This window comes from Kribbella amoyensis (assembly GCF_007828865.1).
Taxonomy (GTDB): domain Bacteria; phylum Actinomycetota; class Actinomycetes; order Propionibacteriales; family Kribbellaceae; genus Kribbella; species Kribbella amoyensis.
Map to the genome: position 1 here is coordinate 3149144 of NZ_VIVK01000001.1, position 19825 is coordinate 3168968.

The 19825-nt window shown below is 67.2% G+C and carries 14 protein-coding genes; 10 read left to right on the plus strand and 4 right to left on the minus strand.

The genetic code is table 11. From position 1 onward, the window contains the following. Positions 1–92: 92 nt before the first annotated feature. The gene (locus FB561_RS15040) at positions 93–1373 is read right to left on the minus strand and encodes a hypothetical protein (RefSeq protein ID WP_145807154.1); all 1281 of its coding nucleotides are present in this window, start codon (positions 1371–1373) and stop codon (positions 93–95) included. Between the two features lie 184 nt (positions 1374–1557). Between FB561_RS15040 and FB561_RS15045 the strand changes: the two genes are divergently transcribed. From FB561_RS15045 to FB561_RS15080, 8 genes are all read left to right on the plus strand, one after another. Continuing rightward, complete coding sequence (locus FB561_RS15045) at positions 1558–2712, plus strand: glycosyltransferase family 4 protein (RefSeq protein WP_202880617.1); 1155 nt, start codon at positions 1558–1560, stop codon at positions 2710–2712. After that, entirely contained in the window at positions 2709–3818 is a 1110-nt protein-coding gene (locus FB561_RS15050) for a glycosyltransferase (protein ID WP_145807156.1), read from the plus strand. Before FB561_RS15045 ends, FB561_RS15050 begins: the two co-directional genes overlap by 4 nt. 353 nt (positions 3819–4171) lie before the next feature. After that, positions 4172–5319, plus strand: a protein-coding gene (locus FB561_RS15055) for an IS3 family transposase (protein WP_145801226.1) whose coding sequence is annotated in 2 segments (ribosomal slippage) — positions 4172–4451 and positions 4451–5319 — 1149 coding nt in all. Because the reading frame shifts where the segments join, the coding sequence is not laid out codon by codon here. 56 nt (positions 5320–5375) lie between these two features. Then, positions 5376–6077, plus strand: a complete 702-nt coding sequence (locus FB561_RS15060) for a hypothetical protein (protein WP_170284676.1) — start codon at positions 5376–5378, stop codon at positions 6075–6077. 256 nt (positions 6078–6333) lie between these two features. After that, positions 6334–7233 carry a pentapeptide repeat-containing protein gene (locus FB561_RS15065; RefSeq protein WP_170284677.1) on the plus strand — a complete coding sequence of 300 codons (900 nt, stop codon included), beginning with the start codon at positions 6334–6336 and terminating at the stop codon, positions 7231–7233. Between the two features lie 182 nt (positions 7234–7415). Further along, on the plus strand, positions 7416–7733 hold the full coding sequence (locus tag FB561_RS15070) for an ankyrin repeat domain-containing protein (protein ID WP_145807161.1): 318 nt from the start codon (positions 7416–7418) through the stop codon (positions 7731–7733). 177 nt (positions 7734–7910) lie between these two features. Continuing rightward, on the plus strand, positions 7911–8693 hold the full coding sequence (locus FB561_RS15075) for a DUF4253 domain-containing protein (protein WP_202880618.1): 783 nt from the start codon (positions 7911–7913) through the stop codon (positions 8691–8693). Positions 8694–8849: 156 nt separating this feature from the next. Next, positions 8850–11885, plus strand: a complete 3036-nt coding sequence (locus FB561_RS15080; RefSeq protein ID WP_145807163.1) for a hypothetical protein — start codon at positions 8850–8852, stop codon at positions 11883–11885. Positions 11886–11906: 21 nt separating this feature from the next. Here the strand turns inward: FB561_RS15080 and FB561_RS15085 are convergent, their stop codons facing one another. Continuing rightward, a complete protein-coding gene (locus FB561_RS15085) occupies positions 11907–12248 on the minus strand; it encodes a VOC family protein (RefSeq protein WP_145807164.1) in 342 nt (113 codons plus the stop codon). Positions 12249–12311: 63 nt separating this feature from the next. Continuing rightward, positions 12312–15419: a M14 family metallopeptidase gene (locus FB561_RS15090; RefSeq protein WP_145807166.1), complete on the minus strand. Its 3108-nt coding sequence runs from the start codon at positions 15417–15419 to the stop codon at positions 12312–12314. A 134-nt stretch (positions 15420–15553) separates the two neighbouring features. Here FB561_RS15090 and FB561_RS15095 point away from each other — a divergent pair, with 134 nt between their 5' ends. Next, positions 15554–17134: an acyl-CoA mutase large subunit family protein gene (locus FB561_RS15095; RefSeq protein WP_145807168.1), complete on the plus strand. Its 1581-nt coding sequence runs from the start codon at positions 15554–15556 to the stop codon at positions 17132–17134. Between the two features lie 104 nt (positions 17135–17238). Here FB561_RS15095 and FB561_RS15100 read toward each other — a convergent pair whose 3' ends face one another. Further along, on the minus strand, positions 17239–18426 hold the full coding sequence (locus tag FB561_RS15100; RefSeq protein ID WP_145807170.1) for an amidohydrolase: 1188 nt from the start codon (positions 18424–18426) through the stop codon (positions 17239–17241). Between the two features lie 304 nt (positions 18427–18730). Between FB561_RS15100 and FB561_RS15105 the strand changes: the two genes are divergently transcribed. After that, the gene (locus tag FB561_RS15105; protein ID WP_145807172.1) at positions 18731–19807 is read left to right on the plus strand and encodes a BMP family lipoprotein; all 1077 of its coding nucleotides are present in this window, start codon (positions 18731–18733) and stop codon (positions 19805–19807) included. The last annotated feature ends 18 nt before the right edge of the window (positions 19808–19825 follow it).

The window sequence follows — 19825 nt, forward strand, 5'->3', positions numbered from 1 at the left end:
CGCTCCTTGGTCGCGGTGCTGAGTACGTGTGAGGTGTGGATTGGTCAGTCACGAGCTGCCGTGGTGAGCGAGGGGTAGGGCGCCCTGCCTCCCTAACCCTCCCGCACCTCACCGCGCAGCAACTCCGCAGGCAGCCGATCCTGCACATCGAACAGGTAGTCCAGCGCAGCCTCCACCCGCTCCACCGCGCTGAATCTCCCCACCGTCATCACGTTCAGAATCGACCGGCTGACAACCTCCGGCACACCATCCTCCTCAGGCGTCAGATCCTCGTAGTCCCAGATCACCCGCATCTTCCGGCTGCGCTCGTCACTCAACAGCCACTCGATCACCTCAGTGTTCAGCGCCTTCTTCACGAAGTCCTTGTCCCGTGAGGCCACCAAGAACTCCGCATCGAACCGCTCGTCCCCCGTGAGCACCCGATCCGGCGTCGTCGGATTCGTCACTCGCGCAGGTGCTGTCGCCTTCGGGATGAGCTCCACCTTCGGCCAAGGCGCACCGGGTACGACCACGCGCACCACCACGACCCACGACTGATCCCGCCCCCACAGCTTCGGGTTCGTCTCGAACGCCTCGACATCCCGCCCGCGGTACGTCCGTCGCTCCAACCGGTGGATCGCCCCGACCGGTGACGTCCCCAACGCCTCGTCCGGGATCGCGCTGAGCGGCTGCTCGGGAACCGCCGCCGCCCACTCGGTCGTGAACAGATAAGGCTCCAGCAGCTCGTACACCGCGCCCGCGTGTGTGATCAGCCGGCCGAACTCCGATCCCTTGGTGAACTCCACCTCGGACCACACCGTCAGCGTGCGACCGTCCAGGCGGATGCCGTACTCCGTCTCGGTGTCCAGCAGGAGCGCCATCAGACGTGGTGTCACCACGGCATGGTTGAACCGTCCGTCCGGGCCTTCGACGCGGAACACCGCGTTGAACCGCCCGCTCTCGAGTGACGTGTCCGCTCCACGGAGCGCGTCGCCGGCGACCTCGGGGCGGATCGTCACCGGGGGGACCAGGCCCGGTAGTTCGATCACGGTTGCGACCGCGCGGCCCGACTTCAGGCCGGAGCTGCCGGTGCTCTCGCGTTGGTCGGCGTCGGGGTTCACGTACCAGCTGAACTGGATGGTGAGGGCCCGCTGCCCGTGGATCTGACCGGCGACGACGTCCTGCACGTCGCGGCTGAAGCCTCGGTGGAACGGGGTGCCGCGGAAGTACTGCAGGAGCTGGTCGGTGCCTTGGGAGTAGCGCCAGCCGTTGCGGCCGGCCCACCAGCTGACGAAGAGTTTCCGGTCGTCGTTCTCGACCGCTCGCCAGGCCCACCAGACCAGGGCCACCAGCCCGACGACGACGACGCCGGCCACGATCAGTACGGTCCGCATCACCCCATGCAACCACGCCGCGGGTCTCCGGCTCGGACGACGGCTTGTCACCGGGGCGTGGTTGGCTGGTTACCGTGCGGGTGCTCGGTGGACTCCTGGCGTGCTTCTCGGCGCCGCCAGGGAATCTTGCAGGTGTCACGCGACGGTGGCCCAAGGTTCACCGTCGGCCGGGAACCTTCCAACCGTGCGCATCGTCATGGTCGCTGAGTCGTTTCTGCCGCAGATCAATGGGGTGGCGAACACGGTTCGCCACGTCGCCGACCGGCTGCTCGCCCGGGGACACGAGTTGCTGATCATCGCCGCCGGCGCCGGGCCGGACACCTACCACGGAGTCCGGGTGCTTCGCGCCCGGAGCTTCGGGATTCCCGGGTACAAGGAGTTTCCGGTCGGGCTGCCCGATCCCGCGATCGAGCGGAGCATGACCGAGTTCAAGCCCGACCTGGTGCATCTCGCGTCGCCGTTCTTCCTGGGCGCGTACGGATTGCGCGCGGCGCGGCGGCTCGGGCTGCCGACGGTCGCCGTCTTCCAGACCGACATCGCGGGGTTCGCCCGGCAGTACCCGCTGTTCGCCAAGACGGACCGCGCGGTCTGGGCGTTGCTGCGGCGCAACCACTCTCGCGTCGATCGCACGCTGGCGCCTTCGTCGGCGTCGATGGCGTTGCTGATGCAGGCCGGGATCCCGCGGGTCCAGCACTGGGGCCGCGGGGTCAACCTCGAGCTCTTCGATCCCGCACATCGCTCGCAGCAGTGGCGGGACGAGATCTCGCCGGACGGGCAGCCGATCGTCGGGTACGTGGGCCGGCTGGCCGCGGAGAAGAAGGTCCGCCGGCTCGCCGAGCTGAGCGATCTCGGCTGCCGTGTGGTCGTGATCGGCGACGGCCCGGACCGCGCGTCCCTGGAACACTCCTTGCCCAATGCAACGTTCCTCGGAATGCGCCGGGGTGCGGAGCTCGCGTCGATCTTCGCCGGGCTGGACGTGTTCGTGCACACCGGCGAACACGAGACCTTCTGCCAGACCATCCAGGAAGCCCAGGCCTCAGGCGTCGCCACGGTCGGTCCGGCCGCGGGTGGCCCGCTCGACCTGATCCGGCCGGGTGAGACGGGATTGCTCTTCGAACCAGGGCAACCCGGTTCGCTGCGGAGCGCGGTCTCCTTCCTCCTCGACAACCCGGACGCGCGCGCCTCGATGGCAGCCCGTGGCCTCCAACGCGTCCAGACGAGAACCTGGCCCGCGGTCGTCGACGATCTCGTGGACAGGCACTACGCCGAAGTGCTGCACGAGGCGACCGTCGTACGCCCTACGCCCGCTCGTACCGCGCGGGTCCGGCGGGCCGCATGACACTTCGGATCGCGCAGCTCGCGAACTTCGTCGGTCCCACGTCGGGTGGGATGCGGACCGCGATCGAGCACCTCGGCCAGGGGTACCGCGAGGCCGGTGCCGAACGCATCCTGATCACGCCCGGCGAACGGGACAGCGTCACCCACACCGAAGTCGGCACGATCGTCCGGATGAAGGCGCCGAAGGTCGGAGGCGGGTACCGGCTGATCACCGATCCCTGGCGGGTGATCGAGGCGCTGGAGCGGTTCCGGCCGACGACCGTGGAGATCTCGGACAAGTCCACGTTGTTGCCAGTGGCAAGGTGGGCCCGGCGCAACGGCATCGGCTCCGTCCTGTTCAGCCACGAACGCCTGGACGCGATGCTCTCCCTGCGAACCGGCCGCCAACTCGGCGTCGCGGCCGGCGTCGGCGCGCTGTACAAGCTGCTGAGCCGCACGTACGACGCGGTCGTGGTCACGTCGAGGTACGCGGCCGCCGAGTTCGACGAGGTCACGACGCCGCTGGTCCGGATCCCGCTCGGCGTCGACCTGGACACGTTCCACCCGTCGCTCGGTGCACCGGTGGACGACGGCGTCCTCAAGCTGGTCCACGCGGGCCGCCTCTCCCGCGAGAAGAGCCCGCATCTCGCGGTGGCGACTGCCGTCGAGCTGCACCGACGGGGAGTACCGCTGCGCATGGACGTGTACGGCTCCGGGCCTCACCTGGACGAACTGGTCGCCATCGCCGGCGACGCCCCCATCTACTTCCGCGGCTATATCGGCGACCGAACAGAGCTGGCCCGCCACCTCACCCAAGCCGACATAGCCCTCTCCGTCTGCCCCGGCGAAACCTTCGGCCTCGCAGTCCTCGAAGCACTGTCCGCAGGTACACCGGTCGTCACCGCCGACACCGGAGGCGCCCGCGAGCTAGTGGATCAGTACTGCGGTCGCTGGGCGGCACCGAACCCCGTCGACCTGGCGGATGCCGTACTGGCCCTGGCTAACGTCCCGGACCGCCGTGCCGCTGCCCGGCGTCGAGCGGAGCAGTACGACTGGACCACCTGTATCGACCGCATGCTCGCCCTCCACGCCCGCCTCACCGCCTCGGCCGGCCGCTCCGTCGCCTGACCCTCCGCCCAACGCGACCAGCAACACCGGAAGGTGGTGACGCCTGAACACGGAGGCTGCTCGATGGCGCGCTGAACCGGCGCGTCGCCGCAACAACCTGCAGACCTCTTGCCACACGTGGTGTTCTAACGATAAAGATCTGCTGATTTTCTTGCCGGTGCCACAACAAGGTCACTTATCGCTATATCGAGGACGGTCTGCTGCGTTCGCAGGTGGAGATGCAGGGGGCGAACACGATCAGTTCGCATTCTCTGGGCTATGACCTGGATGGTCGGCGTACGTCGGGGACTGCCCCGGGTTCGGTTGACTCCTGATCTGTGAGGACTTGGGTCCTTGCTGGAAGGATGTCTGTCGTGCCGAAAGCGTTTCCGTTGGAGTTCCGTCGTGATGTGGTCGCGGTTGCCCGCAAGGGTGAGGCGCCGATCGCGCAGGTCGCGAAGGACTTCGGGATTTCCGTGTCGTGTCTGCAGCGCTGGCTGAAGCTGGCCGATATCGAGGACGGTCACCAGTCGGGCGCCACTCGGGAGGAGTCGGCTGAGCTGCGCGAGGTGAAGAAGCGCAACCGGCAGTTGGAGCAGGAGAACGAGATCTTGCGGCGCGCCGCGGCCTACTTCGCCCGCGACGTCAACCCAAAATGATGTACCCGCTGGTCCTTGACCTCGCCGCCGACGCGATCCCTGTCGCGGTGACCTGCCGGGTACTCGGCTTCACCACCCAAGCCTTCTACAAGTGGCGCAAGAATCCTGTCACGCAAAGAGATTTCGACGATGCGCACCTGATCAACGTCGCCATCGACATTCACGCCGATGACCCGACGTTCGGGTACCGGTTGATCGCCGACGAGCTCGCCGACGCCGGAGTCGCCGCGGGTGAGAACCGGGTCGCCAGGTTGTGCTCGCAGGAGCGGATCTGGTCGATCCACGCCAAGAAACGCGGCCTGACCCGCAAGGCCGGCCCACCGGTGCACGACGACCTGGTGAAACGCGGGTTCAGCGCGGCCGGACCGAACCTGATCTGGCTGACCGACATCACCGAACACGCCACAGCTGAGGGCAAGCTCTACCTCTGCGCGATCAAGGACGTCTACTCCAACCGGATCGTCGGTTACTCGATCGGGTCACGAATGAAGGCGTCCCTGGCGGTGTCAGCGCTGCGGAACGCGATCGCCTTGCGGGCACCAACTGCCAATCTGATCGTGCACTCGGATCGCGGCAGCCAGTTCCGGTCCACGAAATTCGTCCGGGTCTTGAAGGCCTACCAGCTGCGCGGATCAATGGGCCGCGTCGGAGCTTGCGGCGACAACGCCGCGATGGAGTCATTCTTCGCCCTGCTGCAGAAGAATGTTCTGGACCGACGACGCTGGACCACCAGACACGAACTGCGTCTGGCGATCGTGTCCTGGATCGAGACCACCTACCACCGCCGACGCCGCCAACGCGGCCTCGGCAAACTCACACCCATCGAGTTTGAGACACTTCAACCGGTCGTACTCGCGGCCTGAACCACCACACCCCACGAGTCAACTGAACTCGGGGCAGTCCCTCGGATGTGTCGAAGGTGCAGAATGCCGATTCGCCGTCGTCGTATCTGAGTCAGACCCAGAACATCGTCTACACAGCTGATGGCCGGTTGAGGTGGATCACCAAGACTGGCGCGAATCCGGGTGCGTTCGAGGCGTATTCGTACGACGCTGCGGGTAATACGACGTGGCAGCAGTTGGGGTCGGCGAATACGTTTTTGAGGTATGACCGGAATCGGTTGTTGTGTGCTGGTTTGGTGCAGGCGGATCCGTGTTCGGGGTCGCCGGCGGTGTACAACTATGACCCGTTTGGTCGGTTGGACACGGTGGCTTCGGGTGATAAGACGGTTGAGCGGTTTGGCTATGACGGTTTCGACCGGACGGTGTCGCACCGCAAGTATGACCCGGCGACGGGTGCGTTGAAGTCGGCGCAGTCGTCGGTGTTCGATCCGCTGGATCGGACGGTGTCGGAGTCGACGACGGTTGGTACTGGTGTGCCGAAGACGACGACGTTTGGCTATGTCGGGTTGACGGATCAGGTGATCGCTGAGGAGCAGCCTGATTCGGGTGGTGTGCCGAAGGCGGTCGCGTCGTACACCTACGGTCCTGGTGGTGAGCGGCTCTCGCAGACGAAGACCCCGCTGGCCGGTGGTGCGACCGAGACGAGTTTCTACGGTTTGAATCCGCATACCGATGTGGAGACGTTGACGTCGGAGAGGGGTGCGGCGCGGTCGACGTGATCATGGGGTTCAGGAACGAAAACCCGAAATACCACACCAACCTGGACATCGACTGGGCCGTGGCTACCTATGGGCACCGGGTCATCGATGGCCACGCCGTGGAGTCCGACGCCTTCTGGCAATGGCTTAGGAACGTTGAATTTCGAGCCTGAATGGTCAAATTGAATTCGTCGAGGGGCTATTTTACCGAATGACTACGGCTGCTGCTCTGCGTAAGCGGTGGGTGAGTTCCAGTGGGCGTGACCTGGCTGGGCGTGTGTTTGGCTGGTTGGGGGGAGGTGATCGGCCGTCGGACCTTGCTGTCTTCGACGGTCGAGCGGATCTGCGGGGTTTTGCGGCGCCGGATCCGTCTGTCTTGCGCAATATTGAGGCCACACCCTCGATTCAGGCGTCGATGCTCGGTGGGGTCACTCAGCTCGACGATGTGCACTGGGAGCACCTGGATCTGAGCTATGCGCGACTGGCGAGTTGGAGATTTATGAACTCCTCGGTCGAAGACTGCGTGTTCGAGGGTGCGTCGTGTCGTGACTGGCGTTTATGGGGCAGCGCGGTGGAGGGGTCGTCATTCGAGGGCGCCGATCTGCGGGATGCCGCATTGGGGACATGGCATGACGGGCGATCGAATACGTGGCGAGATATCAATTTTGCTGGCGGTGATCTGCGAGGGGTATTGTTCTCGGCCGGTCGGCTGGAGGGTTGTCGATTCATCGGGACCCGTATTTCGGGGGCGAAGTTTCACAATGTTAATATTGTAGACTGCGTTTTTTCCGGTAGGATGCAAAATGTGCTCTTCGATGGGCGGAAGCTGCAAAGTGAGACGATCGCCGCGCCTTTGGCGTCGGTGGATTTCACTGGAGCATCCTTCGTGGACGTCGAGTTCCGGGGCTACGCATTCTCGGATGTCCGACTCCCGAGTGATGTTGTCGAGATCCTGAACTATCCAAAAGTTGCACGGCACGCGCTGGAGATCGTCGCGGGTGGTTCGTCGGTGGAAGACCGTATGCTGGCTGCCGAGTTCAGGAATGTGCTCAAAGCTCCAGGGTCTGATGATTGGACGGCGATCGTCAATCGCGCCGATTACGTGGCATCCGGCGGTGAGGAGCTTGCCGATCGGGCGGAGTCGGTACTCCGAGCGGCAGCGCGGCAGGTGCGGTAGATCGCTGAGAGGCGACCTGTAGACGAGATGGCACGTTGGGCCTTACCAAGTCGACATGACACGTCTGGATCGGATTGTTGGTGGGACTCGAGGGTGCGCAGTGTTCGTCGGATCTCACGCGGACCGAGGGTGAGCGGCTTCGGTCGCGTCGGCTGGAGGACGCCTGAACGGGGAGGGTTGAAATGACGCCTGCTCACCTTGCTGTCGAGGGCGAGGATCTGCCGTGGTTGCGTGAATTGATTGACGGTGGAGTCGATGTGGAGGAGGTCGATGGGGGTCTGACGCTGCTCCAGCACGCGATCGACGTCGAACTTGACGGGCACGCGCAGACGGGGGAGCCGTTGCATGTTGATGTCACGGCGTATTTGCTTGCGAGGGGTGCTGATCCGCTTGTGGCACCTGCTGGCGGCGGTGGGGCTTCTGCTCTTCATATGGCGCAGGTCGGTGGACACTGGCTTGCGGTATCTCTGATCGAGGCGTTCGTGAAGCGAGGGCAGTAGGACACCTGTCAGCATGAGGGCGGTTGTTGAAGTTCTCCATGCTCAACGAATCTCGGTCATGCCGGGACACCGAGTTTGACCCCTGGAGTGGGGCTCGGTGACGAATCTGTACGGTGCTGGATGCTTGCAGTCGCACTGCTGATCGCCGGTGCTCCGGTGGTCGGCAGAATGTGGGTGATGACTGGGAGAGGGATGGGCGTGGAGTTGCCGGAGTACCTGCCGTCTGGGCGTGTGGTTGTGGACGGGCAGGGGGTGCCGTTGTTCTGGTTGAGCGACGGACCGGCGGAGGTCGGGGTGCATCGGCGGTTGCTGGCTGATCACGGGCGGACCGGGTTGTGGCCGGTGATCGCGGAGGGGCATCCGCAGGATCCGTTGCGGCCTTGGCAGAGCGGGGAGTTGTCGCCGCAGCCCGTGTCCGACATCGATCGGTACGACGCGGCCGCGGTGATGCGGGGGTTCTGGACAGACTGGGTGACTCCTCAGGAGCACGAGGAGGAGGACCACGACTTCGCGGAGCTGGAGCCGTTCGGCAGGACCTGCCCGGGGCTCGCGGAGCCGGGCGAAGCTATGGCGTCGCCCGAGGCGGCCGCCGACTGGTACGTGGGGGAGTTGGAGCCGGCCGCGGACGCGCGGCTGATGCTGGCCAGGGTGAAGCGCGGCGCCGACCTGCCGGCCATGGCCGGGTGGGACGGGCCGGTCAACCACTCCACCGACGTGGCTCCGCTGCTGGCGATGCTGCGGTCGTGGGAGGAGCGGTTCGGGGCGCGGGTCGTCCGGATCGGGTTCGACACGCTCGACCTGAGCATCGCGGCGCCGCCGACGACAGAGGAGCACGCCCTCCACGTCGCGGCCGAGCACTGGGCGTTCTGCCCGGACAACATCGACCAGGGCCCGGGCAGCCTGCGCGAGTACGCCGCCGCGATCCGCGGCTTGAACTCGTGGTCCTTCTGGTGGGACTGACGGTCAATACAGTCGTGGGCTGACCATCGGAGTCGGCCGCGTTGCAGCTAGCTGCAATCTGCTTGCCGGGAGAACCGCGAACGCGGTATTCATGAGCGCTTCGCCGGTGTCGCTCGGGGTGCGCCGGATTCGCCCTCTCCCCTGGAGGTTCGACCGATGCGCCGCACCCGCGCGCTTCGCTACGCCCTGGCCGCTGCCCTCGCCGCTGTCACCGTCCCCTTCCTCGCCCACGCCGCTTTCGGTGACGACACCGTGGCCGCACCCACCGCCCAGGTGTTCCCCACGCGCAGCGGAGTCGGCGTCACCTGGGACACGGTGAATGCCTCGGCCTACAAGGTGGAACGCAAGCTCGGCAGCGCTGACTGGCAGGACGCCAGCGGTGCCCTGGCCGAGTCCGCCACGTCCTGGATCGACACCACGCTGACTCCCGGCGCATCCGCTGAGTACCGCGTGGTGGCTGACGACACGGTCACCAGTACTGCTGTCGCAGCGACCAGGTCCACGCAGGCTCCGGCCGTCGGAGATGTGGACCTGCTGATGATGGACGCGGACCCGGGTGACGGGGCGACCTGGTTGCGCAACGAGACGGCCACCGGAGTGACCGTGTCCGCGCCGGCTGACGGTACGCGGACCCTCTCGGCCGGCCCGATCAAGCTGAGCCTGCCGGCCTTCTTCCCGGGCCCGGGCAAGCACCCGGCGACCGAGGCGGTACGGCTGACGCAGGGCGACCGGAGTTGCATGGCCGACGGGGAGTTCACCGTCGACGAGGTCCTCTACACCCCGGATCGCGCGATCGAGACGATGGCCGGCTCGTTCAAGGGCTGGAACTGTGCCGGGGTCGAAGGCGGATTCAGTGTCGACATCAGGGTCAGCAGCACGAAGACCTACCAGGCGCTGTCGATCGACCCGTTCGAGACCAAGGCCGGCACGGTCGTCAAGGGTCAGACTTCGGGACCGCTGCCGGTCACGGTGAAGAACACCGGTACTGCGCCGGTGGAGCTGGAGAAGTTCGAGGTCAAATCCGGGGCGTCGTGGGCCTGGCCGGTCAAGTCCAACGCCTGTCCCGCAATCCTGCCGATCGGGGCGTCCTGCACCGTCAAGGTGGAGTTCGCGCCGGACTTCGTCGCGTTCACCCGGGCCAAGCTCGTGATCAGCGACTCGACCGCGCGAGGCTGGCACACCGCGTCCTTCAGCGGCCAGGGCGCGTCCTTGCCCGGAGCCCACGGCCTCACGGTGACCCCGACCTTCACCGGCAACGCGATCCGCTGGGCCGCTCTCCCGACCTCCGGCGGAACGACCGTGAAGGGCTACTTCCTGCACGAGTACGTGGACGGGGTCGAGAAGACGCACTGGGTGGACGGCGCCGATCGGACCACCGGCTTCTACACAGTCGCTGACGTTCGACCGGCCGTCGGGATCGAGTACGCCCTGTCGGTCGTCAATCAGGTCGGCGAGGGCCCGACCGGCGCTCGGCAGAAGGCGGGGCGTGCGACCCAGCAGATCGCGTTCAGCGGCGGCGATCCGGCCGGCCGCGACCTGGTCTCGGCGGACCTCGTGAACGGTCAGGCTGTCGCGATCCCGGACGAGTTGACCGCCCCGGCCGCTGCGGTCACCGCCTCACCGGACGGCAAGTCGCTCGCCTATGTCACCGGCTCGGGGGAGGGCGACCTGTGGACCCGGCGAGTGGAGCCGGGCGGAATCGGCGCACCGGTGCAGATGTGGTCGGACGGTCAGCGCCGCCTCACGCATCTGTCGTGGTCGCCGGACGGGGCCCGGATCGCGTTCCAGGCAACGAACGACAACGACAAGGACCGGCCGTGCGTGTACGTCGTCGCGGCGGCCGGTGGTACGCCCGAAGAGATCGCCTGTGACGTCAGCAGCCCCAGCTGGATGCCCGATGCCCGGACGCTTGTCGTGCTCGACGATCGGGGCGACGGTCAGCCCGTCCTCGCCCAGGTCGACGCGAAGGCCGGCGGGAACCGCGTGCGGTCGTACGGCCTGACCGCGAGCGAGGGGACGCCGGCCCGCGTTTCCCCGGACGGCCGCACCGTGGCGGTGGGCCTCGGTACCGGGGTGACGTTCCTCGGGACGCAGACGGGCGCGGTGGTCAGTCTGAGCCTCGGCGATGGGATCAAGGCGATCAGCTGGTCCCCGGACGGCGGCCAACTGCTGGCCCTGGAGACGCGCGGACAGCTGAGCAAGATCGCGTTCAGCTCCGACGGCGGTCTGAAGCTGGAACCGCCCGTCGTGCTGTGGCCGACCGGTGGACAGCCCGCCTACGACGTGACCTGGCAGCGACTCGGCGTACGGATCGAGCCGTCGGCAGCCACGACCGGTCCGACGATCTCGGTCGCCTACGATCACTCGGCGCTGCTGCCGGGCACCACCTTCAACTGCCTCCTGACGGGCAGGTCGATCTCCCCGTGTCCCTCCCCGGTGACTGCTGGAGTCACGTTGTCCGGACCGCAGTCCCTCGAGGTCATCGCGACCGAACCCGACGGGCGCGTGACCAGGGCCTTCCGTACCTTCACGGCGGACGCGACCGGACCGGTGGCGCGAGTGGATGCCCCGACGTTCGACGCGACGACAGCGGGCACGGCTGGGCTCAAGTACTCCGCGTCGGACGGTGCCGGGGTGGCTTCGTACGACGTGCGCTACCGCAAGGCGTCGTACCTGAGCGGGTTCGGCGCGTACGCCCAGCCCTGGACCGCGACCACGGCGACCTCGGTGAACCTGGCCGTGGACCCGGGCTACGAGTACTGCGTGTCTGTGCGGGCCAAGGACAAGCTCGGCAACGTCGGTGCGTGGAGTACCGAGCGGTGCTTCGCGCGGCCGCTGGACGACCGCGCGATGGGTGCACCGACGGCTGGGTGGAGCCGGGTGAGCTGGTCGGCGTTCTATCTGGCGACGGCGACGCAGACCTCGACCTACGGCGCCTCCCTGACCAGGACCGTGTCGGGCAAGCGGTTCTCGCTGGTGGCGACGAAGTGCCCGACTTGTGGGCTCGTCGCGGTGTACGCGGGCGGCAAGTACATCGGCGCGGTGAACCTGGCGTCGTCGTCGACCCAGCGACAGGCGGTGTTGCCGCTGCCGGTCCAGGCAGCGGTGTTCAACGGGACGCTCACGTTCACGGTCCGCTCACCCAGCGGCAAGGGCGTGCAGATCGACGGCCTGGTGGTCCGCCGGACCTGATCCCTGGACCTGATCGGGGGATCAGGACGGGGCGCCGCCGAAGGCGAATTCGTTGCCGTCAGGGTCTTGGTAGGTGATTTTGCGGGTGCCGCCTTCGAACTGTTCCTCGCGGGCCGGTTCGAAGCCCTGGTCGGCCAGGTCCGTCAGTCGGGCGTCGAGGTCTTCGACGAAGGCGAGGGTGCGGGCGTGGCCGGCGTGGTCGGGGAGCTCGACGATGTAGACGTAGCGGTGATCGCCCAGCGCCCAGACCGCTTCGATGTCGTTCGGGAAGAAGCTCGGTGGGGTGCCGAGGAGGCGTTCGTACCACGCCAGGGACTTCGCGAAGTCGGTGACCGGGATGCCTGCGAACAAGTCGATTGCCATGCTCGATGGTAGAAAGCCGGGGGTCCTGGCCGGATGTATTCGACCAGGACCCCCAGGCATCGGCTACGGCCGGGGTGCGCCGAGCAGGTGGTTCATCGAGCGGCGGATCAGGTCGGTGCGCATCGCCTGTGTGGTCAGGCCCTCCGCGCCGAAGCCGACGAACACGGTGTCCCGCGTCGTCACGCCGGCGCCCTCGTCGAAGGCGGTCGGCGTCCGGATCCAGTCGTTCGGGTTCGGCGCCGAACCGGTGGGTGCGCCCGACACCACCCAGCCGCCGAGGTCGGTCTCGAACGACGTCTGCGCCCTGGCGGTGCCGTCGATGGTCACCGTGGTGTCGTCGACGAACGTGCCGAGGCCCTGCGTCCCCCAGTCACTCGCGTAGGTGATCGAGACCTCGACCTGCTTGCCGGCGTACGGCGTGAGGTCGATGTTCCAGTCCTGCCAGCCCGAACTGGCTCCCGACGCCGCATTCCAGGCCCCGGTCGTCCCGGTCGGAGAGCAGTCCGCCCCCTGGTAGTGAGCGAGCTGTGGGTGCAGCTGGACCCAGCCGGACGCGCAGCTCTGGCCCGTGTCCTGCTGCGTGTGGCCGTTCGTGTCCGGCAGCGTCGTCCAGTCGTCCTGGCCAACGGTGTGCGCCTCGACGAACACGTAGTCCCAGTCCGCCTCGGTGTTGTACGACATCTTGAACGACAGCGAGCCGCTGGTCCCGCCGGTGAGGTCCACCGTGCGGGTCAGCCGCTTGTAGCTGACGTCCGCCCGCTGGCTGTAGACGTACTGCGTCCCGGTGACCGGCTCGAACGGTGCCGAACCAGGGCGCTGCCACTTGAGCGCGGCCGAGCTGGCGAACTGTGGGAACTGCCGTGGCGGCAGCAGGCTCGACGTGAGGACGAACGCCGCCGTGTGGTCCTGGTTGTTCGCGGAGTCGCCACCGTTGAGGGTCCCGCTGAACCCGTTGAACGCACCGCTTGCGCCACTCAGCGGGTACGGCTGTCCGGTGCCCGCATCGGTACCGCTGTTGTCGACGTAGTTGTACGCCCCCAACCAGTACTGCTGGAAGTCGTTCAGCAACGGGAGACACGGGTACTGCTGAGCCGTGCACTCGCCCTGCTCCTCCTCGAACGGGTTGTAGAAGTACAGGCCGTCCGCACCGGAGGCGAAGCCGGCGTACTTGCCCGTGTAGAGCAGCTTGCCGCCTTCGTTCAGGTAGTCGCGGACGCTCAACTCGAGATCCAGCGCCAGCTCGGCGGCGGTACCGCCCGGCTGGCCGACGTCGCGCGTGATGATGTCGTCGCCGTGCTCCCAGACGACAGCCTTGTAATGCGACAGCACGCCGAGGTGGTGCGGTGCGACCCGGTTGTTGGTGTCCACGTCGTACACGTCGGACGTCCGGCCCGCGGCCGTCAACGCGGCGGCGTAGCTCGCGGCGTACTTGGAGCTCGTCACGCCCTGGGCCGGGCTGGCACCGGTGACGTCCTCGGCCGACAGGATCAGCACGTCCCCGCCGATGTCCGTCGCGACCTTGTACGTGAAGTGCTCGCTGCTGACCGGTCCCTTGCCCGGCTTGACCCCGCTGAACCACACCTCCACGGAGTCACCCGGTCTGGTCCTGCGGACGGTCCCGCGGAACTCGGCGTAGTAGTCGTCGTGCGTACCGCCGTACCGCTCGCCGCCCTTCCACTCCGCCACCTTGTCGCTCACCGTGCGGCCACCGTTGACCCGGTAGTTCATCCGCAGGTTCTTCAGCGCCCGCTTCGCCGTCACCGCGACCGGCTGGGTGGTGCCGTACGAGACCGCGAACGGGTCGGCCACCAGGTCGGGCGCCGTCCGGCCGACCACCGAGACCGGGTCGTCCGGGTCGTGTGCGGACTTCGCGATCGACAACGCGAACGGGATGTTCTTGGCGAACTCGGCCTGGATCAGCGCCTCGTCGTCGGGGAACGTGAACACGCTGACGCAGTCCTCGGGCAGCCACTGGTCGTTCGGGTCCGCGGCCGACACGGTCTGACAGGTCGTCATCTCCGGCGTGAACCCGAGGGTCCCGTACTTGACCGTGGCGTGCGTGTCCGTGTCGCCGTTGGTGGTGTACAGCTCGGCCGAGATGTCCGGGTCGTACCCGGGGATCGCGGGATTCGCGTCGTCCCCGGCCATCGCCTCGTTGATCACGTCGTCCGGTGACGGCGTACTGACCTGCCAGCCGATCCCGTACAGCAGCAACTCGGCCGCCGAGTGGTAGTTGACGAAGTGGGTGAACCCGATCCGCCGGAACAACCCGTCGAGCGCCTTCGTCTCCGGCTCCGAGTTCGGCCCGCGCCCGCGGTACGTGTCGCTGCTCGGATCCGGCGACGAGCCCTCGTTGTCGTACCCCCACTTGACCGCGAAGTTGCGGTTCAGGTCGACGCCGTCGCCGACCACGATGCTGCCGTTGCCGTCGTTGTCGCGCAGGTTCTTGCGCCACAACCGGTTGCCCTCGGTGAAGGTGAAGTCGTACCCGTCCGGGTTCGCGACCGGCACGAACCACAGCTCGGTGGTGTCGACCAGTTTCGTCAGCTCGGTGTTGGTGCCGTAGTTGTCGAGGAAGTGGTGCATCAACCGGCGGACCATCTCGGGCGTGATCCACTCGCGCGCGTGCTGCGCACCGGCGTACAGGACCGCCGGTCGCTTGCCGTCCTGGGTGGTGCGGGCGTTCTTGGTGACCTTGACGGCGAGCAGGCTCTGGCCGTTCACAGTCCGGCCGAGGTTGACCAGCTTGGCCGTCCCCGGGTGGTCCCGCGCGGTCGCGATCAGCTCGTCGCGGATCCCGCCGGGCTCGCTGTACGAGCGGAACACCGTGTTCCCGGCCTGGGCCTGGCGCGCCGCCTCCTGCGACGCGTCCCGGCCCTTCACCTTCTTCACGGTCAGGTCGACGCCCTCGGAACGGAGCTTGGCCGCCTGCCGATCGGTGACGACGACCTCGACCTTGACCTTGCCGTTCGCCCCCTTCTCGGTCGCGACGTCCTCGCGGTCCAGGCCGGCTTCGCTGAGCTTCTGCAACTGGCCCGGGCCGACCTCACCGACGTACACCTCGAGGCCGTCACCCCCGGACGGTGGTGGTGCGGCGGTGGCCTGTGATCCGGCGGCCAGTCCGCCCGCGATCAGTCCGAGTGCCGCGATGAGAACCGTAGATCTGCGCATGTCGCCCCTCCCCGGTCGACGGTGGATCTGTCGGCAGACTCCTGTGACCCAGGTCACAAGTCAACAGTTCGCGTGCGCGATCTCACCCGCTACGCCGATACCAGTGGGCGGTGTGGTCGCCTTACGGTGGGGGAATGAGCCATCAGACCGAGTCGGGCTGGGACTTCGAGGCGGTGTACGGACCCGAGCGGCTGGCCGGGTTCGAGCCGGCCGAGAAGCTGGGCGAGCCCGGGCAGTACCCGTTCACCCGCGGGGTCTACCCGAGCATGTACACGGCCCGGCCGTGGACCATGCGCCAGTACGCCGGGTTCGGGACGGCCGCCGAGTCGAACCAGCGGTACCACCGGCTGATCGAGCACGGCACGATGGGCCTGTCGGTCGCGTTCGACCTGCCGACCCAGATGGGGTACGACTCGGACGCCCCGATCGCGCACGGCGAGGTCGGCAAGGTCGGGGTGGCGATCGACTCGATCGACGACATGCGGGTGCTGTTCGACCGGATCCCGCTCGACCAGGTGTCCACGTCGATGACGATCAACGCGCCCGGCTCGGTGCTGCTCCTGCTCTACCAACTGGTGGCCGAGGAGCAGGGCGTCGCCGGCGACAAGCTGACCGGGACGATCCAGAACGACGTGCTCAAGGAGTACATCGCCCGCGGCACCTACATCTACCCGCCGAAGGAGTCGCTGCGGCTGATCAGCGACATCTTCGCGTACTGCAAGGCGGACCTGCCGCGCTGGAACACGATCTCGATCTCCGGCTACCACATGGCCGAGGCGGGTGCGACGCCCGCGCAGGAGATCGCGTTCACCCTCGCCGACGGGATCGAGTACGTCCGGGCCGCGGTCGCGTCCGGGCTGGACGTGGACGAGTTCGCGCCGCGGCTGTCGTTCTTCTTCGTTTCGCGGACGACGTTGCTCGAGGAGGTCGCGAAGTTCCGCGCGGCCCGGCGGATCTGGGCCCGGGTGATGCGGGAGGAGTTCGGCGCGAAGAACCCGAAGTCGATGATGCTCCGCTTCCACACCCAGACGGCGGGGGTCCAGCTGACGGCCCAACAGCCCGAGGTGAACCTGGTCCGCGTCGCCGTCCAGGGACTGGCCGCGGTACTCGGTGGAACTCAGTCGCTGCACACCAACTCCTACGACGAGGCGATCGCGCTACCGACCGAGAAGGCGGCGCGGCTGGCGCTGCGTACCCAGCAGGTGTTGGCCTATGAGACCGACGTGACGGCGACGGTGGATCCGTTCGCGGGGTCGTACGTCGTCGAGTCGCTCACCGACGAGGTGGAGAAGGCGGCGCTGGAGTTGATGGACCAGGTCGAGGAGTACGGCGGTGCCGTGGCCGCGATCGAGAAAGGCTTCCAGAAACAGGAGATCGAGCGGTCGGCGTACCGGATCGCGCAGGAGATCGACTCGGCCGAACGTGTCGTGGTCGGTCTGAACCGCTTCACGGTCGCGGAGGAGGAACCGTACGAACCACTACGCGTGGACCCGGCGATCGAGGCCCAGCAGGTGGAGCGGCTGGCGAAGCTGCGGGCCGAGCGTGATCAGGACGCCGTCGATGCCGCGCTGGCGGAGCTGAAGAAGGCGGCCGAAGGGTCGGACAACTGCCTGTACCCGATGAAGGCCGCGCTGAAGGCCCGGGCGACGGTCGGCGAGGTCTGTGACGCGCTGCGGGACGTGTGGGGCGTCTACGTACCGGCGGACACGTTCTAGGCGGACGCCCACCACTCATCAACTGCCCGTTGCCGGGCCGATCAACGCCGGCCTGAGCGTCGGCGAATGCGGGCACCGATGGTTGGTGAGTGGTGGAGATCCGCTCAATCCAGCAAGGCCGATGACACCAGGACCGTTGTTCCCAAGGCGATCGCGTGTTCTGACGGGTTGAACCCTGGGGTGTGCAGGTCCGCGGCCGTCTCGACCCCTACCGGCCGGACCCCGAGTCGTGCCATCGCGCCCGGCACGTGCTCCAGGTACCAGGCGAAGTCTTCCCCGCCCAGGCTCTGATCGGTCGACGCCACCGCGTCCGCGCCCAGGCTCAGCTGCACCGCGGACCGGAGTACGTCGATCGCGCCCGCGTCGTTCATCACCGGCGGCACTCCGTGAGTTACCTCGGTATCCACCGACACCCCGTACAGCGCGACCAGGTGCTCCGCCAACTCGGGGAGCAGCTCGGCCGCCTGGCGCCAAGCGCCAACGTCCAAGCTCCGCAACGTCCCCTCGGCCTCGCCTCGCGCCGGGATCGCGTTGGCCGCGGACCCGGACGTGATGCGGCCCCACACCAGGGACATCCCGGCTCGCGGGTCCACCCGGCGGGAGAGTGCCGCAGGCAACTGTGTCACCAGGGTCGCCAACGCGTACACGAGATCGCCGGTCAGGTGCGGCCGCGACGTATGCCCGCCCGCTCCGCGCAGCCGGACCAGTACCCGGTCCGAGGCCGCGGTCAGCGCGCCGACCCGGAGACCGAACTGGCCGATCTGGAGGCGAGGGTCGCAGTGCAGGCCGTAGATGCGGTGGACGCCTTCGAGGCCACCCGCCGCGATGACGCCGAGGGCTCCGCCGGGCATGACCTCTTCGGCCGGCTGGAAGATCAGGCGTACTCGGCGATCGAGCAGGCCTTCGGAGGCCATCCGGGCCAGGACCAGGGCGGCGCCGACCAACGCGGCGGTGTGGACGTCGTGCCCGCACGCGTGGGCCACTCCGTCCAGGGTCGAACGCCACGGGGCTTCGATCGCGTCGGGGACCGGAAGGGCATCGATGTCAGCGCGGAGCGCTACGCAGGTGTCACCGGAGCCGACATCGCAGATCAGACCGGTGCCGGTGGGGAGTACCTGGGGTGACAGGCCGGCGGCGAGCAGTTGTTGCCTGATCTGCTCGGTCGTGCGGACCTCGTGCCAGCCGAGTTCGGGATGGGCGTGCAGGTCACGGCGGACGGCGATGGCTTCCTCTCGCACCGCCTCCACCCGCGCCTTCAGGTCCGCGAGCAGCGGCTGGGGCGATGTCGTCATCTGTCGATCTTCGCATTCGGGCTTCGTGAGGACGGGAGGGCCCTTGGCGACGATCACAGAAAGTGACGGCGACTGACCTATCGCGACGGCCGCGGGCAGGGTAGGGGTGCGGATGGTGATTCACGCCGCGCGGACGGTAGCCAGACCGGAGAAGTTTCAGAATTGTGACGAAAGCGCCGGTCACTTTCCGGTATCGAGGCCCCTTTGGCGTTCTGGGAACGCCGACCGGCCCCTATAGTCTGCGGATGCGGCACGCTGGTAGGCGCGCCGGGCAAGGGAATCTGGTCGACGAAGGAGACGTCCGGTGAAGAAGTACGTGCGGGGACTGGCGATCGTGGGCGTGACAACGCTCGCCGTCGCCGCTTGTGGCAGCAAGCCGACCGAGGACTCGGCTGCCGGGGGCGCCAACAAGGACTTCAAGGCCTGCATGGTCTCCGACTCGGGTGGTTTCGACGACAAGTCGTTCAACCAGACCTCCTACGCCGGCCTGCAGGCCGCCGTGAAGGAGAAGGGGCTGACCGAGGTCAAGGCCGAGTCGAAGTCGGACAACGACTACCCGACCAACATGCAGGCGATGGTGACGGCCGGATGCAACGTCATCGTCTCGGTCGGCTTCAAGCTCGAGGACGCCACCGACAAGGCGGCCAAGGCCAACGAGGGCATCAAGTTCGCGATCGTCGACTCGGCCCCGGCCCAGCCGATCGCCAACGTCAAGCCGCTCGGCTTCAACACCGCACAGTCCAGCTTCCAGGCGGGTTACCTGGCCGCGGCGATGTCGCAGACCGGCAAGGTCGGCACCTACGGCGGCATCAAGATCCCGCCGGTCACGATCTTCATGGACGGCTTCGCCGAGGGCGTGCGGTACTACAACAAGCAGAAGGGCAAGAACGTCCAGGTGCTCGGCTGGGACGACGCGAAGCAGGCCGGTCTGTTCACCGGTGACTTCGAGGACAAGGCGAAGGGCCAGAACACCGCCCAGAACCTGATCACCCAGGGCGCCGACATCATCTTCCCGGTGGCCGGTCCGGCCGGTCTGGGCGGGCTGCAGGCGGCCAAGGCGAGCAACGGCAAGGTCAACGCGATCTGGGTCGACACCGACGGCTGCGAGAGCGCCGCGGAGTATTGCTCGGTCCTGATCAGCAGCGTCAAGAAGGGCATGGACGTCGCCGTCGAGGACGCGATCGTCTCCGTCGTCGACAACAAGTTCGACAACAGCCAGTTCATCGGCACGCTGGAGAACGGCGGCACCTCGCTGGCGCCGTTCCACGAGTTCGACAGCAAGGTGCCGGCCGAGCTGAAGTCGGAGCTCGACCAGATCAAGGCCGACATCATCGGCGGCAAGATCACCATCGAGTCCAAGGCGCAGCCGAAAGCCTCCTGAAGGTAGGCGTCACCGCGT